At 44.1% G+C, this 26251-nt stretch carries 22 protein-coding genes and 1 pseudogene; 18 read left to right on the forward strand and 5 right to left on the reverse strand.

Annotation, left to right across the window (positions count from 1 at the left end; translation table 11 throughout):
- The 7 genes and pseudogenes from ACIFQN_RS30215 to ACIFQN_RS30245 form a co-directional block, all read left to right on the forward strand.
- A pseudogene (locus tag ACIFQN_RS30215) lies at nt 1-198 on the forward strand (hypothetical protein); the annotation flags it as partial.
- Nucleotides 199-379: 181 nt separating this feature from the next.
- Nucleotides 380-1720, forward strand: coding sequence for an MFS transporter (locus ACIFQN_RS30220; protein WP_429836758.1), 1341 nt, complete (start codon nt 380-382; stop codon nt 1718-1720).
- Between the two features lie 292 nt (nt 1721-2012).
- Entirely contained in the window at nt 2013-3389 is a 1377-nt protein-coding gene (locus ACIFQN_RS30225) for a D-alanyl-D-alanine carboxypeptidase family protein (protein WP_429836759.1), read from the forward strand.
- 208 nt (nt 3390-3597) lie between these two features.
- A complete protein-coding gene (locus ACIFQN_RS30230; protein ID WP_429836760.1) occupies nt 3598-4689 on the forward strand; it encodes a helix-turn-helix transcriptional regulator in 1092 nt (363 codons plus the stop codon).
- A 451-nt stretch (nt 4690-5140) separates the two neighbouring features.
- Entirely contained in the window at nt 5141-6247 is a 1107-nt protein-coding gene (gene menC, locus ACIFQN_RS30235; protein ID WP_429836761.1) for an o-succinylbenzoate synthase, read from the forward strand.
- 87 nt (nt 6248-6334) lie between these two features.
- Nucleotides 6335-7411 carry a YkvI family membrane protein gene (locus ACIFQN_RS30240; RefSeq protein ID WP_429836762.1) on the forward strand — a complete coding sequence of 359 codons (1077 nt, stop codon included), beginning with the start codon at nt 6335-6337 and terminating at the stop codon, nt 7409-7411.
- 1004 nt (nt 7412-8415) lie between these two features.
- Nucleotides 8416-9396 carry an NADPH:quinone reductase gene (locus tag ACIFQN_RS30245; RefSeq protein ID WP_429836763.1) on the forward strand — a complete coding sequence of 327 codons (981 nt, stop codon included), beginning with the start codon at nt 8416-8418 and terminating at the stop codon, nt 9394-9396.
- 468 nt (nt 9397-9864) lie between these two features.
- Here the strand turns inward: ACIFQN_RS30245 and ACIFQN_RS30250 are convergent, their stop codons facing one another.
- The 4 genes from ACIFQN_RS30250 to ACIFQN_RS30265 form a co-directional block, all read right to left on the reverse strand.
- Nucleotides 9865-10257, reverse strand: a complete 393-nt coding sequence (locus ACIFQN_RS30250; RefSeq protein ID WP_429836764.1) for a DUF1259 domain-containing protein — start codon at nt 10255-10257, stop codon at nt 9865-9867.
- Between the two features lie 856 nt (nt 10258-11113).
- A complete protein-coding gene (locus ACIFQN_RS30255; protein ID WP_429836831.1) occupies nt 11114-11197 on the reverse strand; it encodes a YjcZ family sporulation protein in 84 nt (27 codons plus the stop codon).
- A 295-nt stretch (nt 11198-11492) separates the two neighbouring features.
- Entirely contained in the window at nt 11493-11813 is a 321-nt protein-coding gene (locus tag ACIFQN_RS30260) for a hypothetical protein (protein ID WP_429836765.1), read from the reverse strand.
- Nucleotides 11814-11930: 117 nt separating this feature from the next.
- Nucleotides 11931-12548, reverse strand: coding sequence for a LysE family translocator (locus ACIFQN_RS30265; RefSeq protein ID WP_429836766.1), 618 nt, complete (start codon nt 12546-12548; stop codon nt 11931-11933).
- A gap of 981 nt (nt 12549-13529) precedes the next feature.
- On the opposite strand from ACIFQN_RS30265, the gene katG reads away from it, so the two are divergent.
- Nucleotides 13530-15713: a catalase/peroxidase HPI gene (katG, locus tag ACIFQN_RS30270; protein ID WP_429836767.1), complete on the forward strand. Its 2184-nt coding sequence runs from the start codon at nt 13530-13532 to the stop codon at nt 15711-15713.
- An 88-nt stretch (nt 15714-15801) separates the two neighbouring features.
- Here katG and ACIFQN_RS30275 read toward each other — a convergent pair whose 3' ends face one another.
- Nucleotides 15802-15960, reverse strand: coding sequence for a hypothetical protein (locus ACIFQN_RS30275; RefSeq protein WP_429836768.1), 159 nt, complete (start codon nt 15958-15960; stop codon nt 15802-15804).
- Between the two features lie 682 nt (nt 15961-16642).
- On the opposite strand from ACIFQN_RS30275, the gene ACIFQN_RS30280 reads away from it, so the two are divergent.
- The 10 genes from ACIFQN_RS30280 to ACIFQN_RS30325 all read left to right on the forward strand — a co-directional run bounded on the left by ACIFQN_RS30280 (nt 16643) and on the right by ACIFQN_RS30325 (nt 26246).
- Nucleotides 16643-17065: a DoxX family protein gene (locus ACIFQN_RS30280; protein ID WP_429836769.1), complete on the forward strand. Its 423-nt coding sequence runs from the start codon at nt 16643-16645 to the stop codon at nt 17063-17065.
- A gap of 80 nt (nt 17066-17145) precedes the next feature.
- Nucleotides 17146-17475, forward strand: coding sequence for an ArsR/SmtB family transcription factor (locus tag ACIFQN_RS30285; RefSeq protein WP_429836770.1), 330 nt, complete (start codon nt 17146-17148; stop codon nt 17473-17475).
- Entirely contained in the window at nt 17472-17894 is a 423-nt protein-coding gene (locus ACIFQN_RS30290) for an SRPBCC family protein (RefSeq protein ID WP_429836771.1), read from the forward strand. The genes ACIFQN_RS30285 and ACIFQN_RS30290 overlap by 4 nt, the downstream gene beginning before the upstream one ends.
- A gap of 180 nt (nt 17895-18074) precedes the next feature.
- Nucleotides 18075-20330: an ATP-binding cassette domain-containing protein gene (locus ACIFQN_RS30295; RefSeq protein WP_429836772.1), complete on the forward strand. Its 2256-nt coding sequence runs from the start codon at nt 18075-18077 to the stop codon at nt 20328-20330.
- A 245-nt stretch (nt 20331-20575) separates the two neighbouring features.
- Nucleotides 20576-21154, forward strand: coding sequence for a DUF4062 domain-containing protein (locus tag ACIFQN_RS30300; RefSeq protein ID WP_429836773.1), 579 nt, complete (start codon nt 20576-20578; stop codon nt 21152-21154).
- Between the two features lie 188 nt (nt 21155-21342).
- Nucleotides 21343-22056 (forward strand): HAD family hydrolase, encoded by a 714-nt coding sequence (locus ACIFQN_RS30305; protein WP_429836774.1) that lies wholly within the window; start codon nt 21343-21345, stop codon nt 22054-22056.
- 15 nt (nt 22057-22071) lie between these two features.
- Nucleotides 22072-22917, forward strand: a complete 846-nt coding sequence (locus tag ACIFQN_RS30310; protein WP_429836775.1) for a MurR/RpiR family transcriptional regulator — start codon at nt 22072-22074, stop codon at nt 22915-22917.
- Nucleotides 22918-22952: 35 nt separating this feature from the next.
- Complete coding sequence (locus ACIFQN_RS30315) at nt 22953-23675, forward strand: MBL fold metallo-hydrolase (protein WP_429836776.1); 723 nt, start codon at nt 22953-22955, stop codon at nt 23673-23675.
- Nucleotides 23676-23696: 21 nt separating this feature from the next.
- Nucleotides 23697-25286 (forward strand): ABC transporter substrate-binding protein, encoded by a 1590-nt coding sequence (locus tag ACIFQN_RS30320; RefSeq protein WP_429836777.1) that lies wholly within the window; start codon nt 23697-23699, stop codon nt 25284-25286.
- 15 nt (nt 25287-25301) lie between these two features.
- A complete protein-coding gene (locus ACIFQN_RS30325; RefSeq protein ID WP_429836778.1) occupies nt 25302-26246 on the forward strand; it encodes an ABC transporter permease in 945 nt (314 codons plus the stop codon).
- Nucleotides 26247-26251: the final 5 nt, after the last annotated feature.

The following is a 26251-nucleotide window of genomic DNA, read 5'->3' on the forward strand; positions in this document are numbered from 1 at the left end:
GCTGGGTTTGACGCTTACCATACTATTGAAGGTAGCTCATCTTTGTTTGATTGCTGTTTACACTCTGAACCACAATGTGTGATTAAAGCGGTAATGCTTTCGGCTGAGGCAAAAATGGAGGAAGAATTAAGGAATCAAAAAATAACAGATTTTGTAAGGAATAACCCTGGATTTATGATCCACTATAATTTTTTGTAATCATTAGAGATATAAGTAGTCTTTGATGTCCGTTATGAGTAACTTTAACGATTTTGATTCTGTTGGGGATACCTCGATTTATACCAAAACCTTCGGCGATATAGAAGTTGTCGTTGCTGCTCGGGCTGCATTACTCCAACTGGTGCGATTACCGAAAAATAGCAAAGGAGGATTATTAGAGATGAAAAACTCACACAAAAGTTTGTGGAATAACAATACTTTCCCTGAAAATCAGAGTGATACTTGGCAGACTTACAGCGAGTCACCTGATAAACAGCAACGTCTCCAGCGACGGACGCTATTTATCGTGGTTCTTGCCCAAATCTTAGGTGGTGCAGGGCTAGCGGCTGGGATCACGATTGGGGCTCTACTGGCACAGGATATGCTGGGAACGGACAGCTTTGCGGGTCTTCCCTCCGCGATTTTTACACTGGGATCTGCCGCTGCGGCGTTTCTGATCGGGCAGTTGTCTCAACGTTTTGGCCGACGTCTGGGACTGGCGACAGGATTTCTGGCTGGCGGAATTGGAGCAGCTGGCGTTGTTCTTGCAGCAGTCATATCGAATATTCCACTTCTCTTTGTTTCATTGTTTATCTACGGCGCCGGCTCCGCCTCCAACTTGCAGGCACGTTATGCTGGGACTGATTTGGCCAAACCGTCGCAGAGGGCAAAGGCAATCAGTATCATATTGATGTCTACCACGCTTGGGGCAGTTGCAGGACCAAATCTAGTGGATGTAATGGGGCGTTTTGCGTTATCTATTGGTGTTCCCCCGCTTGCGGGAACGTTCATTCTTGCAGCCGCTGCATTTCTTCTTGCCGGTTTGGTGTTGTTGGCTTTTCTTCGACCTGATCCATTCCTGATAGCCAAGGCTATTGCGGGGACACAGCACGCGAATCAACAGACTAATGTGGAAGAGGAACAACCACAGGCTAACAATTACCGGAAAATTGCAGTTGGGGCGACTGTCATGATATTAACACACGTTGTGATGGTGGCTATTATGACGATGACTCCGGTTCACATGGGACATCACGGACACGGTTTAAGTGAAGTCGGGATTGTCATCGGTATTCACATCGCAGCCATGTATCTCCCATCGCTGATTACAGGGATTTTAGTGGATAAGTGGGGAAGAACGGTTATGGCTTACGCATCGGGTGTCACGTTGCTATTATCCGGGCTTATGGCTGCTTGGGTACCGGTTGATTCAATGGTTCTTCTCATTATTGCGCTGGCGTTGCTTGGTCTTGGGTGGAATTTTGGCTTGATAAGCGGGACTGCGATTATTGTGGACGCTACCGCCGCGTCTACCCGTGCGAAAACACAAGGCTCGATCGATGTCCTGATTGCTTTAACCGGTGCTTCTGGTGGTGCACTCTCAGGTATGGTCGTCGCGAATTACAGTTACGCTGCCCTTTCTTTATCTGGAGGTGTTTTATCCCTTCTCCTTGTCCCAGTGGTCATCTGGTCTCGTCGTAATCAAAGCACTGGACACCGAAAAGAGAATCTGCCAATGTAAATGAAAATGACTGAAGAGGAATTTGTTTATTGAATGAACATAAAAAAAATCCAGGCTAAGCAATATACTAGCCTGGATTTTTTTATGAATGTAAGTTTCTACCATCATTCAATAATCCTTTGTCTTTCCAACAAGGAAAGATAAGGGTATTATTGATGTTTCGGGTCTCTTAGTTACTGGATATGTCCGATAAGCTTTTACATGAAAGAACGATAAACTTGAAGATTATTCCAGTGGTTAACTTGTGATTATAAACCACAAAGGCATTCTGAAGATTAGAGGAGAGATTATCTTGAAAAAAAACAATGAATTACGCATTCCTTTCACGCGCAAAAGATCTACGTGGAGGAATCATTTCATAAGCGTAATGATTATGCTTTGCTTTTTTGTTGTTCCCGTTTCTGCTTTTGATGAAACAGCCAATCTCATAGCACCATCAACAGAATCGATCGCGGCAAAAACGACATCAGAAGCAGTCAAAATACCATCTATTCATTCAATCAATCTTAATCTCAAATCAGCCGTACTTGTGGAACCACTAACAGGTCAAGTCTTATTATCAATAAACGCAGATAAGGCTTACGCTCCTGCAAGTATGACAAAAATGATGACAGGATACATTGTCGTGGATAAAGTCAAAAAAGGAGAAATTTCATGGAACGACGTTGTAACAGTCAAAGAAAATGCTTCTAAAACTATTGGTTCACGTGTTTTCCTTGCTGAAGGGGAAACGCATACGGTAAAAGAACTATTTATTGCGATGCTCGTACATTCCGCTAATGATGCCGCCGTTGCTCTGGCGGAATACGTATCTGGCTCTGAACAGCAATTCGTTCAACTAATGAACCAGGAAGCCAAACGGATGGGAATGATAAATAGTTCCTTCATTAATACAACTGGACTTGACCGTGTAGATATGCCGATAGCATTTCGTCCTGAGGAAAAAGGGGAAAACATGATGTCCGCAATGGACGTTGCGACACTGGTTAAAAATATGATCCAGGATCACCCTGATATTTTAGAGGTTACCGCTATTCAATCCTATCAGTTCCGTGCGTCAGACAGAGAACCTCTTGTAAATACAAATTGGATGCTGGAATCAAATAAAAATACTACAAAATTTAAGCAATTTGCATATGAGGGTCTTGACGGATTGAAGACAGGCTTTACAGACAGCGCTGGTTATTGCTTTGCGGGTACTGCCGAGCGTGATGGAATGCGTTTGATCAGTGTCGTAATGGGAACAGAATCGATGACCAAACGATTCACGGAGACAAAAAAAGTGTTGGACTATGGCTTCAACAACTTTGAAGTAAAACAAGTGGTAGCCGGCAATAGTACGGCAAAAGGCGTCGAAAGCGTTCCAACCAAAAAGGGTAAAAAAACAGAGGTTCCAGTGGTGACCCAGCAAGCCGTTCATTTTATCGTTCCAAAAGGGACCGATGCTTCCCAGCTTTCAATGAAGACCAATTTCGAGGTAGAAACGCTCACTGCTCCTTTTCCTGCAGGAACAAAGACGGGGACGATTACTTATACGTACCAAATGGAGGGGATGGATACAGTCCAAGAGAAAACGGTTAACCTGGTCGCTGCGGAAGAGATGGAAAAGGCAGGATGGTTCCGCCTATTGTTACGTTCTATATGGATAGTAGTTAGTAGCTTTTTTTGAGTTCAACGAATCTGCAAATGGCAACTAAAGTCAGTTTGAAAACCTTAAAACGCGTTTGGGTGCTATAAAATTCAATCACAAAATCCTGCATGGATACTGCAGGATTTTGTTTTTATTCTCTGTGTGAAGTTAAAAATGATAGGTAAACACAACTTATATCAAAACATCCATAATATTTTCGTTTAGAGTAAATGTAGGAGTGGTTGTTATGAACAATAGGATGCAGGACATGATTGAATGGATTGAAGATCATCTTTTTGATCATTTTTCATTAACAAATTTAGGTAATCACATGGGGTATTCGCCATATTATTGTTCTTTCAAGTTTCACCAAATGGCAGGAATCAGTATTAAAAAATATATGTCGCTTAGAAAAATATATCTTGCTTCTATTGAGCTTAAAAAAACAGATCAAAGAACGATTGATCTTGCATTTAAATATGGATTTTCATCTCAGGAAGCTTTTTCAAGAGCCTTTAAAAACACATTTGGTATCAGTCCGAAAGCCTTTCGGAAAAATCCACAGCTATTGCAACCCTATGTGAAACTAAATATGAATGGTATAAAGGAGAGCGTTATGATAGATATTTCACAGAAGTTGAAGATTGAAACTTTACAGCACAAAATTTATGCTCAGTTTGATCAAGACATATTGAATATTTTAAATGGACAGGCGATGTATGAACAATTTTGTACCCATCAGTTAATGGGAAAAAGTGACTATGCTCCTTTTAATGAGGCTATGTGTTCAAATGATACAAGTGTTACGATCTTCAGTGATGAATTTAAAAAAATGAGAGCTTCTGGACATCAGGTGTCTTTACGAGAATATGAGACGATTACCATTACTCCATTGAAACCTTTGTTTGAAAACAAATACAAATGCATTGTCTTATGGTTTGGTGATGACATGTTCTGTCAGATGAATTTGCTGACAGTGCTGGCGTATCTAGACCAAACGGGATATAAAGGGAAAGTATTCTTCCATATGGTTAAGGAAATGACGTATGAGGTGGAAGAAATTGAAGTACTTCCAGAAGGTTATAAAGAAATTTATCAACAGGTATTGATCCATCATCGTATTCCTAAAACTCAATTAATGCCTGTCATGTTTCAGGGAATCAGACTATATTTGGAATACGTAAAGGAAGACAATGAAATCACAACTTATATAAAAAAACATCTAGATAAGTCTCAGGATGAATTACTAGAGCATTTATTTCATCTGTTTCCCCAATATGGTCTAGGGGATGCGCAGTACCTAAAAATCATTGAAACCATAAAAAAACATAGGCCGTAAAATTAAATTGATTCTAATAAAACCTGATAAATAAACAAAAAGAAAGAGCGTGTTTTTAAAAAAATTGATAAAAAACACGCTCTTACAGGTTCCATTAAAAAAGCTCCTGGACCATTGATAATATACTGACACAGTAGAAAAATCAAGCCCGTCTCGTTTTATCGAGAAGGCTTGATTTTTTCTTTTTTTTGCTGTGTACGTGAACGCTTACCATAACCTTAGTTCAAACTAAGTTTTGTTGAAATTTTCTTAATTGTTGTTGATATGTTCCGTGAATCGTGTTATTCTACCAGCGACCACCTTTGAAGTATAGACTTCGAAAATTAACATTATAGGAAGTTTGTAATTCGATCAATTTGAAAGGTTGGGATGTTTGAACCTGTTTCGTTAAAGAGAGAGTCAATGAAGGAAGATGAACTTGAACAGACCTAATCAAAAAGGTGGGGAAAAAATGATAGTAAAAGAGATTACGTTACGACATGTAAAAATGAAAATGAAAGCACCGTTTACAACAAGTTTTGGAACATTTCAAGATAAGGAGTTTCTCTTGCTTGAAGCAAAGGATGAGAACGGCATGAGTGGGTGGGGGGAATCCGTTGCATTCCATTCCCCTTGGTACAACGAGGAAACCTTAAAGACAAACTGGCACATGCTAGAGGACTTTATTATCCCCAGTGTCCTGAACAAAGAAATCGAACACCCAGAGAAAGTGTTCGAGAGCCTGATGTATATACGGAAGAATAATATGGCAAAGTCCACGATGGAAGGTGCTGTGTGGGACTTATTCGCAAAGCAAGAAGGAATTCCGCTCGCAACCGCTCTCGGTGGAAAAAAGAAAGAAATAGAAGTCGGAATCAGTATTGGCATCCAAAGCACGATTGACGATCTTCTTCAATTAGTGGATGAATACGTCAATGACGGTTATAAAAGGATGAAAATAAAAATAAAACCGGGCTGGGATGTCGAAGTTATCAGAGAAGTACGTAAGCATTTTCCTCATGTTCCTATGATGGCAGATGCCAATTCTGCCTACCGTTTGGAAGATATGGATCGATTGAAGGCACTTGATGAATTCGATTTAATGATGATCGAACAACCTCTGGCATCCGATGACATTGTCGATCATGCTCAATTGCAAAAGGAGATTTCAACACCGATCTGCCTCGATGAGAGCATCCATTCGTTAGAAGACGCCCGGAAAGCGATAGAACTGGGAAGCTGCAAAATTATCAATATAAAAATTGGGCGCGTTGGGGGACTAACAGAGTCAAAACGAATTCACGATTTTTGTCAGAAGCAGGGTATTCCGGTATGGTGCGGCGGTATGCTTGAATCAGGTGTGGGAAGAGCGCATAACATTGCCTTGACGACGCTATCAAACTTCGTGATGCCTGGTGATACGGCGGCATCTTCCCGTTATTGGGATCGGGATATTATTGAGCCTGAGGTAGTAGTTGAAAATGGAATGATCACCATTCCGGATAAACCAGGAATTGGATATGAACCGAATCGCGAAGTTATTCAACAACTTACAGAGTACGAAAAAACGTATTCCTAATAAAGTCGAAGAGGCAAGAGGGGAGCTAGGCTCCCCATCTCTAGTACTTGTAATTATCTGAATCTTAAAATTAATAGGGGGGTAATTATGAAGCAAAGTATTCAAATTGCCGGGGCATTTATCGGACTGATTGTCGGAGCGGGATTTGCTTCTGGACAGGAGATTTTACAATTTTTCACAAGCTTTGGATGGGTGAGTATTATTAGTACCATCGTCGCAACTGTTCTTTTTTCGTTCTTAGGGATGAATCTAACTCAACTTGGGAGCCGCTTGCAGACAAAGTCCCATAAAGATGTGATTTACTATATTAGCGGCCCGTACCTCGGTATTGTTGTAGATGTGATCATTACGTTCTTCTTATTTGGCGTTACGGTTGTCATGATGGCTGGAGCCGGTTCCATTTTTGAACAGCAGTTCGGAATCCCAAGTATTGTCGGTAATAGCGTTATGACATTACTAACTTTATTAACGGTTTGTCTTAATATTCAAAGAGTTATTTCCATCATCGGAATGATTACACCGTTTTTACTGGCACTTGTCATCATCATTGCTGGTTATTCTTTTATTACGATGGATGCAAGCTTCTCCGAATTGCAGCAAATCGCAGAAAAACAAAACGCAGCAGCATCGAACTGGGGATTAGGAGCGTTATTATATGTTTCATACAACATCGCAGCAGGTGCTGCCATGCTTACTGTGATGGGCGGAACGGTGAAAGACGAAAAAACGGCTGGTTTAGGGGGAATACTCGGCGGTATAGGTTTAGGTGTCCTTATTTTACTTATCAATCTGGGCATGCTTACCAAGCTGAACAAAGTAACAGGCGTAGATATGCCTATTCTCTTTTTGGCAAACGAGATTTCGCCGCTATTTGGGCTATTGATGTCTTTGGTATTATTGGGGATGATCTATAACACCGCTGTAGGGATGCTTTATGCGTTCACAGCAAGGATTGTTAAACCGGAATTACCAAAATTCAAAGTATTTGTTGTTCTGTTTGGAATTGCAGCATTTGGGGCTAGTTTCATCGGATTTATTCAATTAGTAGGAACCGTTTATCCTGTAATCGGTTACCTCGGATTTACCCTTATGGCATCTATTATCGTTACCTGGCTTAGAAGGAAACAAAAAGCGAAGAATACCATTAACAAAATACAATCATAAAGGAAAGACACTGGAGAAACTGGGGTAGGCATCAACCCTAAGAAGAAAAAACACTCCCTAGTATGAGTAGCACTAGATGTCATCAATAGGGAGTGTTTTTTATGCTCTGGAAGTTGAGTATCCCGGTAGGCACTATTTCTGGCGTTCCCAGCGAATATGAACCGCAACAGAATTTTGGCGATATCTCCGCCAGGCTGATCCGCTTCACATCTAACGAAAGGTTCTTGTGTTAGCGTGTTCGATAACACAAAAAGGAAGTGGTAGTCGAGGACTTTATTTTGGGTCCAAAACTACCACTTCCTTTTTTGAGATTTATCAATAATTCACTATCAAATCTTGTTTTAGTAACGAATCAGAGACTGAATCTCAAATCAACAAGCTCAGTCTAAGTCTTTATTTTAAGCGAAAGGATGCACATGAGAATGAAAATGGAGTTGGGAATGAATCACGAATTAGAGAGGCAGGTCTGGATTCCCCATTGATACAGTACTGGAATTTTACCCAAAGTTTGGCTTTTAGCGGGGTCACGAAAGTAGTTTCAGCTTGAAGACTTCAGATCTGAAACAGCAATTGAATAATCAATGCACTCCACGTAAGCTAAACGTTAACAACCAGGCTGATTTCGAGCTGATGAAGGAGTTCGCTGTTGAAAGAATACCTGTCTCTTCAATATTTGATATCATTAGCAAAAAAGGAGTTGATATAGATACAATTTTACAACGTCTTGTTTCTACTGATACGAAAATCATTCGTTTCTATTTCACGCCAGATTATGCTGGCCAAAATATTCAAGTAGAGCTTAAACTGAGAGTGACGATACATTGTTGGTTCGTCCCTCATTAAAAGATGAAAAAGGACATTTTTTATTTCCATTAACATCACATGCTTGACATAAAGATTAACCATTTTAGAACACTACATTGAAAATATAATCAACATGAAACGGAAGGAAATTTTGCCCCTCATTATGAAGGACATTGAGGGAATGATTCGGAGGAGACAGGATGAAAACAATTCAAATGACAGAGTTTGGCGGACCTGAAGTCTTAAAGTGCACGGAAGTAAACGAACCTATCCCAGCGGCTAATGAAGTACGTGTTAGACTGTTTGCTGCAGGTGTCAACCCGAATGAAACGTATATTCGTACAGGTACGTATTCTTTTTATATTCCGGAGTTGCCGTACACACCCGGGTTTGATGGATCTGGAGTGATTGATGCAATTGGTGAGGGGGTAGGGCATCTCCAAATAGGGGACCGGGTTTTTGTAGCTGCATTGCTTGCAAAGCGGAATACTGGTACGTATGCGCAAAAGGTAGTTTGTGATGCGGATGCTGTCCATAGATTGCTCGAGTCAATCTCATATGAGAAAGGTGCGTCTCTCGGCATTCCAGCTTTAACTGCTTATCGAGCATTGTTTCACAGGGCGAAGATCAAGCCAGGTGAGACCGTCTTGATACATGGTGCAAGCGGTGGCGTGGGTTTGTTGGCTGTTCAAATGGCCAAAGGGTTTGGAGCGACGGTGATTGGAACGGCGAGTACAGAAGAAGGGAAGTCTTTGGTGAAAGCTTCAGGCGCCACACATGTACTCGATCACATAACGGAGGATTCCATCCAAAAAATAATGTCTTTGACAAATGATAAAGGACCAGATGTTATCATTGAGTTTTTGGCAAATGTGAATTTAGAGACTGATCTGAAGGTAATCGCACCCTATGGCCGTATCGTCGTGGTTGGTAACCGGGGCAGCCTGGAAATCAATCCGCGGTTGGCGATGATGAAAGAAGCAGATATATTAGGTTTGGCTCTATGGAATGCGCTACCCGATGAGTACAAAGAGAGTTTGCATGCTGTTGAAGCTTTCCTGGAATCCGGTATTTTACATCCGGAAATCGGAGATGTATTAGCCTTAGAGGATGCTGGAAAAGCACATGAACAACTATTAAATAATAAAGCACATGGAAAGATAATACTGTCCATCGACTAAAGAGTAGGAAAAACATGAGGGAACGTGGCTCCAATGGATCCGCTGCCAGTGGTTGACCGATTGCCTGACTGCTGCAGTCATTGTTAATGAAAAAGATGCTGTCTGAGCATACGCTAGTTCTTCAGGAGCGCGTATGGGATGTGATAGTGAGAACAAGGCGATGAGCACGCAAAAGAAGGGTTCTTCAGCTTATTTTCGTCTGAAGAACCCTTCTTTTATTTGTCATGGATTCGATAAGGATTTTTTTAAGTTTCGTGCGGCTATGGAGAGGTATTGATCCTTAACCGTAATGATAGCAGTGTCTGATTCGAAGAGCAGCATTAAGGCGAATACATCAGGTTCACATTTTTTCAGATTGATCTCATGGTTCATTTTATAAATACCGATAATCCCATTCACAAACAAGGCCATTGGCAAGGAAACGAGAGCCCAATTTTGTATGTGAGAACAATTTGTTGTTGATCAAGTTCATTTGGAACTATCTGATGCTTTCTTGACTTTCCGTGCAAAAGCCAATGGTCTTTCAACAGACTCTATATTGACGTAAATGAGACGTGGAATTTCGAACAACCATTCGTTGTGGATAGACGAGACTTTGATGCCCTGTTCACGAATCGACGAAATAAAAGGCTCCACTTCTTTTTGTAATAATGCGATCCTTCCTAGACATAATGCCTTTCCATTTTTGATATTCAACGACTCGAATGAGAAAGACGATGTCACCATAAACCTTTTGGACAAGATGGTTGCTCTAATAAGATTGCGTGAGATAGTTGCAACACATTTTCCACCCGCAAACCCGTGCTGTCCACCTAATATTTTTGCAAACTGGCGGCAAAGTGACTTTTCATTCTGCACCAAAAGAATTACCTCCTGTTCGCAGTTGGCATGTATTTCCGTGAGTTGTCCTTTCATTGTCTCTCATATGAGGAAACCAATTCCATGTTTGGCGATGGCCGGGTTGTTGTACAGCCCGAAGAAGAAATTGGCAGTGACACCTATCATTGATCCCTATGAGGATCCTAAGCCTGTGGTAGCAGTAAATAAAATATATCATGGAAGAGAATTTCCTTCTCACGTGAAGCTTCCCATACTCTATGGGATATAAGCTCATCGAAGGAGTAACCTGACCCACCTATTAAGCACCGGTAATGAGGCGCCCAAGAGCTGGTATCGGTGCTTAACTATCAACTTAAAAGCTGATTTGTGTAACAACATTTTCATGATAGAAGTACTTTTTAGCTAAACCCAACGACGTTTAAAATCGAAACACCAATTGTGATTTACTTCCAACCGACCATACATATTTAACCAACTTTGAAGTAAGGGTTATTAGAACAGATAGAGGACAAAGAGGATATGGAAGCTGGACTTCTAATCCCTAAGCAAACATTTGTTGATATACAACCACTTATGTTAAATGAGGAACCTGTACTTCTCCAAGGTAGGATATTGAAGCAGGCTACAACCGGAAGAGACCTATATCCGCTTGGAAGGATAGAAACGGTGTTAGGTTCCAGAAGAGGAGTAAGCAGCCAAAAATCATTGTAAATCCCCCGCAGATCAGAAATGAATGAAATTGCTGAACTAAAAGGGGCTACGGTTCATACAATTTTGGGATGTTTAATAAAAAATGCTCAAAATGTCCAAATGCCAAGTAACTTGTACGAATTTATCGACTAAAAAAGGCAGCTTTTATGCTGCCCGCAAAAAACAATTAATTACAATCACAACCAACAATGACTAATAGGACGAAGAGAACCAAGATTAATGAAAAGTCATCAAAAAAGCCAGTGCTCATTAATATCACTCCTTAATTGTGATTGAGGAATACCCCTAAATCAAGGTATGCAATATTACGAATCATGTAAGGGCGGTTGTACTAAAAAAACAAATTGGGCATTAAAACGTAATATTTCAGTGATTTACTCAGTTTGTAATCAGTATATGAAATCAAACTATCCAAGCAAGATAAATAAACACTTCTACTGGCCAAACAAAAAAGCAAGGATTATAGGAGGTTAGCCCACACCTTGCTTTCAAGAAAAAAGATTTATACCTACCTGCAGGTCATTTCTTTAGGATATGATCCGTTCTTACCTTTTGCTATTGTTTCTGGCATGGAGCCAAGACCAAAATTTCAAAGGATGCAGTGGTATGCTCCATTTAACCCATAACGGTCCTTTGGGATCTGGAGCGACGCACAAGGCCCCTTTAGGGGAGCTAATGGGTGGGATTTCATCTTGTTCTAACTGCATTATCCGACAAACGATAGCTTGGATTTTTTCGTAAATAATATTTCGCTCTTGCCAAGTCAATTCTGCAGTGTGGGATCTTGTTGCTAAACCTTCTCTCATCGTTTCTAATACGTTGATGTCGGAAATGGAATCTAACTCAAGGAGAAATTCTTCACTCATCTACATCCCCCTTATTAGTCCAACTTTTATAACATATGAGTGGAGTTAGACTTCTGTATGGTCATTGTGAGCAGGGAAAAAGCCCGAAAAAAGAGCAAGAATGTAGATAGCCTGAAATTATCTCTTTTCAAAAGCTAATTTCATTCCGAGGGTTATCAACATTAATCCTGTTAATCGTTGAAATGCAGAAAGAAATGATGGTTTATTGAACCATGAACGAATGTAATTAATCAAATTAACATAGAAAAATAACCATATAAAAGTTATTAATACGGGTGTTATCCCTATGATAATCATCTGAAATAAAGTATGCTCCTCAGGTACGATAAATTGCGGTAAAAATGACATAAAGAAAATAATGGCTTTAGGGTTAAGTACATTCGAGAACATTCCTTGAAAAAAATAAGAACGGATAGGTGTTTTCTCCGAAGTGGTGGTATCTGAGGATAAGTTTGGCTTCTTCGAAAAAAGTGTAACTATCCCCATCAAAATAAGAAATGCTGCTCCAATATATTTAATAATTGTAAAAAGTAAAACAGAGTTAGCAATAATAGCAGATAAACCAAGAACTGCAATCGCTATATGAATTGTAATACCTGCACAAACACCACCAACAGTTTTAAAACCTACTCCTTTTCCCCGAAAGAGTGTATTTTTAGTGACTAATACTGTATCAGCACCGGGGGTAAGTGCAATTAGTAAGGTTGTTATTACAAATAAATAATAATGTTCCATATTAGCGATCTCCCTCCATTACAATTGATCATCCTAATATTACTATAAAAGATGTATTAGCGATGAGAATTTTAGATAATACGTCTTTAGGGGGCAATGCTTACGATGGAGCTGAAAAATTGCTGCAAAGTAATCAACAAATAGGCCCCACTTGCCCATAATCATTGTTATATTTACCTTAACTATAAATTAGAATTTGTTATTTACAGATATTTTCATGGTAGATTTAACAAAAGGCTCCATCGTTACTTTTGAAACACCGCACTTTACCAAATTCATGGTGGCGGAAGGGACGGCCTACGAATCCAGTAATCCGGCTGCCGGGTTGTCTCTGAGAACGCCCTTGTCGAAGTAAGCGAGAACGCCAAGGCTGGCGACTTCGCAGTTATCACCGATACAAATGGAAGCAAATCGGTTACGGTAAACGTGACGGTGCTCACGGTGAAGAGCATCACGCTCTCGCCTGAGAAAATGAGAGTAGGATCTTGAAAAACCGTCCATTGGTGTGGAAAACGCGTGCGTTGTTTCCGATTTGTCCGGCTTATATGCAAAGTAAAGTTGAGGCATATCATTGTAAAAGGTCAAATATTATACAAATAGTATAAAGCTCTTTAACTACTTGTGGAGCTCGGTGTATCCCACATTCGGAATGCGTCACCAGATAAATCTTTGTGCATGTAAGGAATCGTTCAGCAAGCCCTAATAATTATATTAAAAAACTATTGTTATTTTTATTAAAAACGGGTATCATCTACTTTAGAATTATTCTAAATAAGAGGGACTCGGAATTAATTGACTTTCCAGAGCCTTTGGGGGGATGAGTCAAGATATCCAAATGAACATGTTCATGAAAGCGAATCTCAAAAGTGCGCATTCCAAAGAAACCGAAACCATTGGTTTTTTGTCAGCCAGTTTGTAAGGTTCTTACTACTATAGGTATAATTATTCGCTACTTAATTTACACACTGAGGAGGAACACGTATGGACGCTAACAACACTGCTAACACTGGAAAGTGCCCGGTACATCACGGCGGCGCTACTAGTCACAAATCTAGTGGTACGTCAAATAGGAACTGGTGGCCCAACCAGTTGAACTTGAATATTCTACACCAGCATGACAGAAAATCTAACCCTATGGGAGAAGACTATGATTATGCAGAAGAATTTAAAAGGTTAGACTACCATGCTCTTAAGCAGGATCTTTACGATCTAATGACAAACAGTCAAGACTGGTGGCCTGCTGACTATGGACATTATGGTCCATTCTTTATCCGTATGGCTTGGCACGCAGCAGGTACTTATCGTACAGGTGATGGCCGTGGTGGAGCTGGAGCTAGCGGACAGCGTTTTGCTCCACTTAACAGCTGGCCTGACAACGGCAACCTTGATAAAGCCCGTCGACTGCTATGGCCGATTAAGCAAAAGTATGGCAACAAGATCTCTTGGGCCGACTTGCTCGTTCTAACAGGTAATGTTGCTATTGAATCAATGGGCGGCAAGACATTTGGTTTTGGAGGAGGACGCCCAGACATTTGGCATCCAGAAGAAGACATCTACTGGGGTACTGAAACGGAATGGCTAGGTGATAAGCGTTACTCAGGCGATCGTGAGCTTGAGAATCCACTTGCTGCCGTTCAGATGGGTCTGATTTATGTGAACCCAGAAGGTCCAAACGGTAAGCCAGATCCGCTTGGAAGTGCTCGTGACATACGTGAAACCTTTGCACGTATGGGAATGAACGATGAAGAAACCGTTGCACTAACGGCCGGCGGTCACACTTTTGGCAAGGCACACGGCGCAGGAGATGCTGCTCTGGTTGGTCCAGAGCCAGAAGGTGCTCCAATTGAAGCACAAGGCTTAGGTTGGTTAAGTACGCACGGCAGCGGCAAAGGTCGAGACACCATCACCAGTGGTATTGAAGGTGCTTGGACTGCGAATCCGACACAGTGGGATAATGGTTATTTTGATCTACTGTTTGGATATGAATGGGAGCTTACAAAGAGTCCGGCAGGTGCTCATCAGTGGGTTGCTGTAAATCCTGCTGAGAAGGATCTTGCACCAGATGCAGAAGATCCATCCGTCCGTGTTCCGACTATGATGACCACCGCGGATATGGCAATGCGTATGGATCCAGAATACGAGAAAATATCTCGTCGTTTCCATGAGAATCCAGAAGAGTTTGCAGATGCATTCGCTCGTGCATGGTTCAAGCTAACACACCGTGACATGGGTCCTCATGCAAGATATCTAGGCCCAGAAGTTCCAGAAGAGGTTTTGATCTGGCAAGATCCTATTCCAGCTATTGATTATGAATTAACAGATGCAGAAGTAGCAGATCTCAAGGCCAAGATCTTAGATTCGGGACTTACAGTCAGCGAGCTCGTAACAACTGCTTGGGCTTCAGCTAGTACCTTCCGTGGCTCAGATAAGCGTGGCGGCGCTAATGGTGCCCGTATCCGTCTTGCTCCACAGAATGAGTGGGAAGTTAATCAGCCGGAACAACTTACAAAAGTGCTCAATGTACTAGAAGGAATTCAAAATCAACTAGATAAGAAAATCAGCATTGCCGATTTGATTGTACTAGGTGGTAGTGCCGCAGTAGAAAAAGCTGCACAAGATGCAGGCTTTGATATAACGGTTCCTTTTGCTCCCGGACGCGGCGATGCAACACAAGAGCAAACTGATCGAGAGAGCTTTGCTGTGCTAGAGCCTATCGCTGATGGTTTCCGCAACTATCAGAAGAAGCAGTATAGTGTAAGTGCAGAAGAGCTCCTAGTAGACAAGGCACAGCTACTAAACCTTACTGCACCAGAAATGACTGTACTTATTGGCGGCATGCGTGTTCTAGGTACAAACTACGATGGCACTGGGCACGGCGTTTTCACTGATCGTGTAGGCACACTTACAAACGACTTCTTTGTTAACTTGCTTGACATGGGAGTAGTGTGGAAGCCTGTAGACGGAGGCGTATATGAAGGACGTGATCGCAAGACAGGTGAAGTAGTGCGTACAGCAACTAGAGTTGACCTAGTGTTCGGTTCAAACTCTGTTCTACGTGCCCTTGCAGAAGTTTATGCGCAAAACGATAATAAAGAAAAGTTTGTTCGTGACTTTATAACCGCTTGGGTTAAGGTAATGAATGCAGACCGTTTCGACCTTAATTAACGGCTACTACAGCTCTTCCATATGAAGCCATCGACTAGGAAGCCATCCTCTCCAAAGTCGATGGCTTCATTGTGACCAGAGTGGTTTTTTAGTCGCGCATAGCTCCTGCCTCTCGAGAAGTCATTGCACCTTTTCCTTCGCTTACATCTTTTTGAATTTCTTGTTTTACTTTTTGTGGATCTGTTCCGGCAAACTCTGGGTGCAAAATAGAACCCAAATTCTCATTAGCTTGTTGATCCTGTTGCATAAAAGTCCTCCTCCATTTATTGTTTCACAATCTTATTATTTACGAAAAAACACTTGGTTTATCCTGAGGAATTGAGCGGATTACACTTAAAGTAAAGGGGACTTTTGTTGAACACTGGGTTGCTGCGGCAGCCCTTTTTTCATAGCCGCCTAAAGAAATGGCAGTTGTGAAATATCTAAATGAGTAAGAAAGCGATGTAATTTAAGGATAACACGATCAACAGCCTTCTTTATTTCAGTGTGGACGGCACGGCTCTCGGAAAGAAGCTGCGGATCGAAGAAAATGGGGGTAAACGAGCGAAAGAGTGAAAGCATTTTTTCCTTTCAAACAGTCACATGTGTTGTGAGAGTATCGGGGGTGCGGCTGGGATCACGATTGGGGCTTAAGCAAAAAAAATAACCTCAGATGAATTCTGAGGTCACTTCCGAGCTTAACTCCGCAGTAGGTTATATTAGCTATCCAAATTCCGGATTATTGTTCAACAGTAGCGGCTCCTCCGAGTCGTTTCAGGATTGCTTTCGTTTCGGCGGTTCCAAGACGCAAGACAGTAGTGTGTTGACATGACACCAAATGGTGACCTATAATTAAAGCGTCACCATTTGGTGTCCAATTAGGGGTTAGTCATTTGGAACGTTTGGAACCTGAATAATTTTCACTTGAAACAACTATGAGGAGGAAACAAATGAGTACGATTATCGGTGCCGAAACATCCGCGAAAGTAGGAACCCAACCCCGAGGAAAATTGATTTCTTATTGGACAGTCACATTACTACTTGCAGCAGCGGTTATGTTAAGTGGCATCGGGCAACTGATGCAATATGGGGGAAACCTCGAGTTAGTGACGAATCTTGGCTACCCATTATACATCTTGACCATTCTCGGGATTTGGAAAGTGCTTGGAGCCATCGCTCTCGTCGTGTCAGGTTTTCCTCGGCTTAAAGAATGGGTTCACGCTGGTATCTTCTTTTTAATGACTGGTGCGGCTTTATCTCATGCGTTTGCTAATGATTATGGTGATTACGGGTTTCCTATTATCCTTCCACTTTCATATGCTGCACTAAATATCGCCTCGTGGGCGCTACGTCCGAAGAGCCGCAAATTTTAGGGAGGTGGTGAAATTAACGGCTGTCCCTTAATACACCAACAGATTTCTACTAAAAAAATATTATTTTGGAGAGGGTGGCTGTGAGCGAGAACAACCAGTTGCGGGACGTGTTTGACGCGATTGCAGATCCAACTAGGCGCCGACTGATTCATCTGTTAGCAGAGGCAGAGGAGATACCGCTTCATGAGTTAACGGCACAGTTTCAAATGGGCCGTACAGCGGTATCCAAGCATTTGACAATCCTTAAAGAGGCCGGACTGGTACTTGACCGAAAAGTCGGCAGAGAAACGCGATTTAGGCTAAACGCCTCTCCACTCAGAGAAATTCAAGAGTGGGCGGCATTCTACAGCAAGTTCTGGAGTACGAATATGTTGCGCTTGAACCAACTATTAGAGGAGGAAGAAGAATGAGTTTAGCATTATCCTTGGATTTTCAGTACACGACATCGATCGAGAAGCTTTGGTCCGCCCTAACCGATTCAAACAAGCTTGCCAAGTGGGTGGTCAACATCCACAACGGTGAGGCAATGGAGAATGATTTTAAGCCCGTCGTAGGGCACCGTTTTCAGTTTCGCACACAGCCGTCCGAGTGGTGGAATGGAATTATTGACGGCGAAGTGCTTATCGTAGACGCACCAAACCGCTTGTCCTATACTTGGGCCAGCGGAGGGGAGAAGCACACGGTCACCTGGACGCTGCAAGATTTAGGGGACGGAAAGGTTAACCTTCATCTCGAACAAACCGGATTCTCAAATACTCAAGGACTCGAAGGCGCTAAGTATGGCTGGGGCAAATGGTGCGGCGAGCTTGAAAAGGTGTTGGAGCAATAATCGCATTCGGTACAAAAACATCTCCTTCCTCAATGCCAAATTATTGGGTACGATAGTTGAGCCCTGCTTGACCCGAATCAACATAAACCGGCTGCATCTAGTTTGCAGCCGGTTTATGTCTACTTGAATGATTCAATGTGAATAGAAGGAGAAATCAACACAATCGGAAGGGTGCTGGGCATGAGCGAATCTAATCAGGAGTATATCGTAATCTCGGGTGCGAGGGAAAACAATCTCAAGAACGTATCCTTGCGTATCCCTAAGCGGAAGATTACGATCTTCACCGGGGTATCCGGATCCGGCAAGTCATCGATCGTTTTCGATACCGTCGCCGCCGAATCCCAGCGTCTGCTGAACGAAAACTTCAGCATGTTCGTCCGCAACTTTCTGCCGCGTTTTCCGCAACCGGATGCAGACGCGATCGAGAACCTGAGCATGGCTGTTATTGTGGATCAGAAGCGGCTGGGCGGCGGTTCCCATTCCACGATGGGCACGATTACCGATATCTCTCCCATTCTCCGTCTTCTCTTCTCCCGTGTGGGTCAGCCCTATGTTGGACAAGCGCACATGTTCTCGTTTAACGATCCGCAAGGCATGTGTCCCGAGTGCAACGGGATCGGTCGCAAATTAGGCGTAGACATGAGCAAGGCGGTAGATATGGCAAAATCGTTGAATGAAGGGGCAATTATGCTACCTGACTATAAGGTAGACAGCTGGGATTGGACGATGATCGTGCAGTCGGGGTCATTTGATCCAGACAAGAAGCTGAGCGATTATTCGGATGAGGAACTGGAGGAACTGCTGTACGGCAAGGCGAGGAAAGTGAAGATGGATTTCGCCGGGAAGGCGACGAATATTACGGTAGAAGGTGTTATCGAGAAGTTCACAAACAAATACATCAGGCAGGATGTGAAGACGAAGTCCGAGCGTACACAAAAAGCTGTTGCACCATACATCTCCGAGGGTCTTTGCCCCAGTTGCCGCGGCGCAAGACTCAGTCAGGCAGCGCTCAGCTGCAAAATAAATAGACTCAACATTGCACAGATGTCCTCCATGGAGGTCGGACATCTCATCCGCGTCATTCGGGAGATTGACGATTCTGTCGCGGCGCCGGTCGTCAAGTCGCTGACGGAGCGGTTGCAGCATCTGGTGGATATTGGACTTGACTACTTGACGCTGGACCGTGAGACTGATACATTGTCCGGCGGCGAGTCGCAGCGGGTCAAAATGGTGAAACACCTGAGCGGCAGTCTGGTGGATGTCACTTACATCTTCGATGAGCCCAGCGTTGGCTTGCACCCCCGTGATGTACACCGGTTAAATGAATTGCTTCAGAAGCTGCGCGATAAGGGCAATACCGTAATTGTCGTCGAGCATGATCCCGATGTAATCAAGGTTGCGGATCATATCGTCGACGTCGGGCCTCACGCCGGCAACCGCGGCGGTACCATCGTGTATGAAGGAAGCTACCAAGCCTTACTGGATTCTGGCACACTGACAGGCACCCATATGAAGCGGCCGCTCCAGCTGAAGCACGATTGCAGGCAGCCATCCGGCAAGCTGACCATCAAGGATGCCACGCTGCACAACCTGCAGAATGTGAGCGTAGATATTCCAACCGGAGTGCTGACAGCAGTTACGGGAGTCGCCGGATCGGGCAAGAGTACGTTGATTAACGAAGTATTTCTCAGCCAACATCCTGATGCGATCGTCATCGACCAATCGGCGGTAGGAGTGTCAACACGCTCGAATCCCGCGACCTACACGGGCATTATGGATGATGTGCGCAAGGCGTTTGCTTCCGCGAACAAAGTGAACCAGGGCTTGTTCAGCTTCAACTCCAAGGGAGCTTGCGAGAACTGCCAAGGGCTGGGTGTTGTGTACACAGACCTTGCATTCCTCGACAGCGTGAAGCTGCCATGCGAAGTATGCGGAGGTAGACGGTTCAAGGAAGAGGTGCTCGCCTACAAGCTGAACGGCAAGTCCATTGCAGAAGTGCTGGAGATGACAGTGGAGCAAGCCTTGGATTTTTTTCAGCTAAAAGAGGTTGTGCGCAAGCTCCAGGCGATGAGCGATGTGGGGCTGAACTATATTACACTCGGCCAGCCGCTCAGCACGCTCTCGGGCGGGGAATGCCAGCGCATCAAGCTGGCAAGCGAGCTGCATAAAAAGGGGAGCATCTACGTGATGGACGAGCCGACGACTGGACTACATATGTCAGATATCGGTCACCTTTTGGGGATCATGAACCGCCTCGTGGATGCCGGCAATACCGTCATCGTCATCGAGCATAACCTCGATGTGATCAGCCAAGCGGATTGGATTATTGATATGGGACCAGATGGAGGCAGCAAGGGTGGCCAGGTGGTATTCGAGGGTACTCCTCCGCAGATCATCCTTGCAGAGCAGTCGATTACGGGAAGATACTTGAAATAATGCATCACATCCACTTTTGTAATGCATGAGCTTCGAAAATTCTAAGCATGGCAGTTGAAAAAAAGAAAAGTTAAACTTGCGTATACTCAACCAAGGCTGCCAGTAGAATCGGCAGCCTTTCGATTTAATAACGGGTTAAAGTAAACAGCACACAACGTTCATTCCACCTTAACTCGGTAAAATATTGACAAATATTGAGAGCGAATGATACGCTTCTGATTACTTTCATTACATGTAGGTGGCCTATGAGAAAAAAATTACAAGTCTTCATTTCGTCTACTTTTAGCGATTTAGTTGAGGAAAGACATGCCGCTGTAGAAGCGATACTGCGTGCTGGACACATCCCTACTGGAACCGAGCTTTTCTTCAATGAAGTTTCATTAGAATTTTCTAAGAGATGGATCGATGAATCTGATGTCTTTATCCTGATTCTCGGAGGGCTCTATGGAACAATGCTTCCTGATGACTCAAAGAGCTATACGCATTGGAAGTATGATTATGCCGGGGAAGTTGGAAAACCTAGATTTGCTTTCGTAGTTACAGATGAAGCATTAAGAAGAAAGCCATACGACTTTGTAACAATGGAAACCTATCAGAGGCTCCAAGAGTTTAAGCAATCCGTAATGGAAACCATTCCAACCTTTTACGCCGAAGATGAACGGCACATTAAGATGGTTATTCGTGATCAATTGCCAGTGTATCAACGAAGAGACGATTTGTACGGGTGGTTTTCTGGCAAGGAGATCCCAGATGTACAACAGTTATTGGAAGAGAATGCAAAATTAAAAGTCGAGTTAGAAAAGTTTCAAAGTGGAAATAATTAATGGAGAGAAAGTCCCCTTTCGCAAAAAAGGGGACTTTTTTGTTTGTGAATAAAGAAACACAGTAATTTACGATTTCCACAATTTGCGTTAAAGCTGGGTTAATATCCGTTCACTATGATGACTATGAAGGAAATGAATCAAAACAAAAATGATGAAGGAAATACTACACAGAAATGAGGGTAAGCAGCATGATTCAGTTTTTATGGTTCGATCTTGGGTACACACTGGTGAGGATGAACAGGGAAGAGGTTTACCAGAAGGTATTGGGGCAGTTCGATGTATACCGCAGCCAGGAGGAAATCGCTCTTGCCTACCATCGGACAGACAAGCTGTTCATGCGAGAGTATCAAGGTGTGTTGGGCAAAGACAGCAGAGCATTTTTGCCGTGGTATGTCGGCGCTCTTAACTACAAGCTGCGACTTTCCCTACCGATTGAAGATGTGGTTCAGGTTTATCGAAAGCATGCCACTGAGCATCCTCTGCAATGGACTGCTTACGACGGGGCAAAAGAGACGCTGTGTGAGCTTAAAAATCACGGCTACCGGCTTGGACTGATTTCCAACTGGGATCAAACAGCGAAGATCGTGCTGGAAAGAAACGGTCTGGATGAGGTGCTCGATGAAATCATCATCTCCTCCGAAGTAGGGCTGGAAAAGCCTGACCCGGCTATTTTCCGGCTGGCATTGGAAAAAGCCAACGTGACATCCAATCAGTCCCTCTACATCGGTGACAACTACTATGATGATGTGATCGGCTGTCAAAAGGTCGGCATGCACTGCCTGCTCATTAATCCATATGGAAATTGTGGCGTGGAGGAATTATCCTATCAGCCAGTTATTCGCGGCATCCAGGATGTAGCTACTTACTTAGGTCATCCGCAGCAGCGTCTTGAGGTCAATTAACGGGAGCGAATTACTATGCAGTCGTTTGTAGAGAGAATCCAGGAGCACTTCGACACCTTGAGTACCGGACAGAAAAAAGTGGCTCACTATATTCAAACCAACATGCAGGATGCTGTCATGCAGTCCGCGCACAAGATCGCCGATAATTCGGGTGTTAGCGAAGCTACGGTTCATCGACTGGCGCAAGCTTTGTCCTATACCAGTTTTTCCAACATGCTTCAGGACTTGCGGCACTATGTGATGAAGGATCAGCGGGCTGTGAGAAATTTCCTGATTTCCACAAGCCATCAGGAAGACTCCTGGCTTGAAAAGCATTTTCAGCAAGAGCTGGACAACCTGCATGAGACGATGGCTCGGGCGGACAAGTCCTCGATCAATCAAGCCGCGCGCATGCTTCTGGAAGCTGAACGAATCTGGGTTGTTGGATGGCGGATGGGATTATCTATCACCTCGTACATGAGCTTCGTTCTGAAGTACATGCTGGGTAACTGTGAACTGATCCCTCAAGGAGGTGTTGCGGAATACGCGACCTACATTAAGCCGAACGATACCGTATTTGCCTGTGGCTTTCCGCGCTATTGCTCCCGGACGCTAAAAGTAGCTGCACTCGCCAAGGAGGAGGGGGCGAGAGTCATTGTGCTTACCGATTCCGAGCTTTCACCATTCGCCAAGCTCGCTGATCTGACGCTGTTTGCTTCCAATAAATCGACCGGATTTCTGGATTCGTATACGGCTTCTCTTTCAGTGGCAAGCGCGATTATTAACGAGATCTCGTACCTGGAGAAAAATCGCGTGCACCAAAATATTCAGAAGATGGAAATGATGTTCAAGGAGTTTCAGGATCATTTCGAGTGGAAATGAATGCATGGGAAAGGAACCATAGGATGAATATTACGGTGATCGGTTGTTGGGGTGCGTACCCTGAGAAAAATGAAGCGACCTCTGGATACCTGGTCGAATACAGCGGGGGCAAGATTTTGTTGGATTGCGGAAGCGGAGTGTTGTCTCGTCTGCAAAATCACTGCTCTCTAGAAGAGCTGGACGCTGTCGTCGTTACCCATACACACGCTGATCATATGGCGGATGTGTACAGCTTGGAATTTGCCATTTTGATTCTTATGCAAATCGGCAAAAGGAAGAAGCCGCTTGACGTGTATGTATATGGCACGGAGCCAGACCATCTGTCCTTCAGCTTTCCTCAGTACGTACATATACACCCGATTCGCATAAACGAGCCGCTGATCATCGGTGCGGTGAAGCTTGAGTTTTCGGAAAATGTCCACGATGTTCCCTGCTGTGCGGTCAGGCTTACATCTGAAAACGGCAAGACGCTTGTTTATTCTGGAGATACCGGCTATTGCCAATCGTTGATCGAGCTTGCTTGCCATGCGGATCTGTTGCTGATTGAAAGCAGCTTTTACGACTGGCAAAAAGGGATGATGGATGGCCACTTGACGGCGGGAGAAGCCGGAACAATCGCTGCTTTAGCTAACGCCAGACAGCTGGTGCTTACGCATTTTCCCCATTATGGAGAGCTTACGCAATTGGTTGAGGAAGCAACACAGCATTACGACGGACCCATCCATTTGGCTTATGGTGACATGAAAATATCGATCTAATCCTGGAAAGGGGTTTTTCCCATGTTGAAAATAAGGAAGACGTTCGTAACAGGCTTCTCCATATTGGTGGTATTCTCGATGGTCATCTCCGGCTGCGGCAGCAGCGCTTCTCCAGCTCCGGCAACAACAGGTTCAACACAGACAACTGCTGATACACAAACAAAAGACAGCGGCGGGGATGAGAAAGTAGAGGGTGGAACTGTACGAGTTGCCATGGCAACGGAGCCGGACAACCTGGATCCATATCTGTCTGCAGCGACTGACACCAGTTCCATGATGGACAACGTATTCGACGGTTTGTTTGAAGCAGGGGAAAACAGTGAGCTGCTTCCAACCATAGCAGAATCATATCAGGTGTCCGACGATGGATTGACCTATACGTTCAAAATCCGTAAAGGGATCAAGTTCCACGACGGCTCGGATTTGACTGCTGAAGACGTTCAGTATTCGTATGCAAAGCTGTCCGGACTAAACGGCAAGGAACCGCTCTCGGCAAAGTTTGCTGCAATCGAGAAGATGGATACTCCAGATGACTCCACTGTTGTAGTCAAGCTCAAAGAAAAGGACGCGGCTTTTTTAGCAGCCAACATCGTCGCCATCGTACCGAAGGATTATGAAAAGCAGAGCGAAAAGCCGATCGGCGCAGGGCCGTTCAAGTTCGCTTCCTATACACCGGGCCAGCAGCTCGTTTTGGAGAGGAATGATCAATTCTACGATCAAGAAAAGAAGCCGGCACTGGAACGCGTTGAGTTTAAAATCATGCCAGATACCAATGCATCCGTGTTGGCTATGCAATCCGGCGATATTGACATGATACCAGGCATCTCTGAGCAAGGCGCAAAACAGTTGGGTGCGGGATTTCAAATCGTCTCCGGTCCGCAGAACATGGTTCAGCTGATGGCTTTGAACAATTCCGTCAAGCCATTAAATGATGTGCGGGTGCGTCAGGCGATCAATTATGCCATCGACAAAGATGTGATTATTCAAACGGTTGCGGAAGGAAACGGGGTAAAGCTGGGATCCAATATGAGCCCCGCGATGAAAAGGTACTATCAGGAAGGATTGACGGAGCGTTACCAAACAGATGTGGAAAAGGCGAAGGCACTTCTCAAGGAAGCAGGTTACGAGCAAGGCTTTAAGCTGCCGATAACAGTTCCTTCGAACTACTCCTTTCACGTCGATACGGCACAGGTCATCGCCGAGCAGTTGAAAGTGGTTGGCATTGTAGCAGAGATCAAGCAGGTGGAATGGAGCAGCTGGCTAGAAGACGTGTACAACAATGCCAAATATGAAGCGACAATCATCGGCTTGACTGGCAAGCTCGATCCGCATGAAGTCCTGGGAAGATTTGAAACCACCTATCGCAAAAACTTCTACAAATTCAGCAATGCCGAGTTCGATGACCTCGTCAATCGCGGGCGCACGGAAGTCGCCGAGACGAAGCGGGCCGACTTGTACAAGCAAGCACAGACGGTTCTTACTGAACAAGCAGTCGCCGTATTTATCATGGACCCTAGCCGCTCCGTTGCGTTGAAGGAAAATTTACACGGCTTCAAAATGTATCCTGTACAAAAATACGATTTCGCCGCGATGTACTTTTCCACAAAGTAAACGAGGGATGCTGAAGTGAGATTTTACATGACAAAGCTGGCTACTTTACTGTCCACCGTCTTGCTCGTATCCGTCATGACGTTTCTTGTCTTTCAAATTTTGCCGGGCGACCCTGCCGAGATCGTGCTCGGCGTGGACGCAGATCCGCATCAGCTCGCTGAATTACGCAAGACAATGGGCCTGAATCGGCCGGCAACGGAGCGTTATGCTTCATGGATCGCGGATACGGTGAGCGGTGATTTCGGAACGTCGCTCCGCTATCAGCGATCGGTGGCGGATATCGTGGCAGAACGTTTGCCTGTTACACTGTCGCTTTCTGTAATGTCGTTGGGGTTGACCTTGGTCATCGGTCTTCCCCTCGGCATCTACATCGCGCGAAAAGATAGCAAATTCTCGTCGACGCTGTTATCTGCCCTCACACAGCTGGGGTTGGCTGTACCCTCGTTCTGGATGGCATTTATTCTGATTCTGGTGTTCTCTGTCACTTTCAAGCTCTTTCCGACTTACGGCTATGTCCCCTGGAACCAAGATCCCGTGGGTGCGTTCAAATCTCTCTTTTTACCTTCGCTTGCCCTCGCGATTCCGGGCATCGCTGTGATCATCCGGTATTTGCGAAACACGCTGCTGGACCAGTTCCGTATGGATTACGTGCGTACGGCCAGAAGCAAAGGATTGCGGGAAAAGAGCATCATGTACGGTCACATTTTGCGCAACTCCTTGATTCCGGTGCTGACGATCGTCGGCTTGTTGATCGCAGATACGCTGGGAGGCAGCATCGTCGTAGAAAATGTATTTGCCCTGCCAGGACTTGGCAATCTGCTCATTACTTCAATTGGCACACGTGATTTGCCTCTGTTGCAAACGCTTGTACTTTACATTGCGATTATTGTGGTTTTGATAAATTTTGTCGTCGATATCCTGTATAAGGTGATTGATCCGCGAATTCGATTGAAAAGGTGAACGAG

Source organism: Brevibacillus sp. NRS-1366, from assembly GCF_050467985.1.

What these genes read in the sequence shown, in the direction of transcription:
- ACIFQN_RS30220 (WP_429836758.1), top strand. Translation starts at nt 380, where the DNA reads ATGAAAAACTCACACAAAAGTTTGTGGAATAACAATACTTTCCCTGAA.
- ACIFQN_RS30240 (WP_429836762.1), top strand. Translation starts at nt 6,335, where the DNA reads ATGAAGCAAAGTATTCAAATTGCCGGGGCATTTATCGGACTGATTGTC.
- ACIFQN_RS30290 (WP_429836771.1), top strand. Translation starts at nt 17,472, where the DNA reads ATGAGTTTAGCATTATCCTTGGATTTTCAGTACACGACATCGATCGAG.
- ACIFQN_RS30305 (WP_429836774.1), top strand. Translation starts at nt 21,343, where the DNA reads ATGATTCAGTTTTTATGGTTCGATCTTGGGTACACACTGGTGAGGATG.
- ACIFQN_RS30295 (WP_429836772.1), top strand. Translation starts at nt 18,075, where the DNA reads ATGAGCGAATCTAATCAGGAGTATATCGTAATCTCGGGTGCGAGGGAA.
- ACIFQN_RS30320 (WP_429836777.1), top strand. Translation starts at nt 23,697, where the DNA reads ATGTTGAAAATAAGGAAGACGTTCGTAACAGGCTTCTCCATATTGGTG.
- ACIFQN_RS30230 (WP_429836760.1), top strand. Translation starts at nt 3,598, where the DNA reads ATGAACAATAGGATGCAGGACATGATTGAATGGATTGAAGATCATCTT.
- ACIFQN_RS30275 (WP_429836768.1), bottom strand. Translation starts at nt 15,960, where the DNA reads ATGCAACAGGATCAACAAGCTAATGAGAATTTGGGTTCTATTTTGCAC.
- katG (WP_429836767.1), top strand. Translation starts at nt 13,530, where the DNA reads ATGGACGCTAACAACACTGCTAACACTGGAAAGTGCCCGGTACATCAC.
- ACIFQN_RS30255 (WP_429836831.1), bottom strand. Translation starts at nt 11,197, where the DNA reads ATGAGCACTGGCTTTTTTGATGACTTTTCATTAATCTTGGTTCTCTTC.
- ACIFQN_RS30265 (WP_429836766.1), bottom strand. Translation starts at nt 12,548, where the DNA reads ATGGAACATTATTATTTATTTGTAATAACAACCTTACTAATTGCACTT.
- ACIFQN_RS30300 (WP_429836773.1), top strand. Translation starts at nt 20,576, where the DNA reads ATGAGAAAAAAATTACAAGTCTTCATTTCGTCTACTTTTAGCGATTTA.
- menC (WP_429836761.1), top strand. Translation starts at nt 5,141, where the DNA reads ATGATAGTAAAAGAGATTACGTTACGACATGTAAAAATGAAAATGAAA.
- ACIFQN_RS30280 (WP_429836769.1), top strand. Translation starts at nt 16,643, where the DNA reads ATGAGTACGATTATCGGTGCCGAAACATCCGCGAAAGTAGGAACCCAA.
- ACIFQN_RS30310 (WP_429836775.1), top strand. Translation starts at nt 22,072, where the DNA reads ATGCAGTCGTTTGTAGAGAGAATCCAGGAGCACTTCGACACCTTGAGT.
- ACIFQN_RS30260 (WP_429836765.1), bottom strand. Translation starts at nt 11,813, where the DNA reads ATGAGTGAAGAATTTCTCCTTGAGTTAGATTCCATTTCCGACATCAAC.
- ACIFQN_RS30245 (WP_429836763.1), top strand. Translation starts at nt 8,416, where the DNA reads ATGAAAACAATTCAAATGACAGAGTTTGGCGGACCTGAAGTCTTAAAG.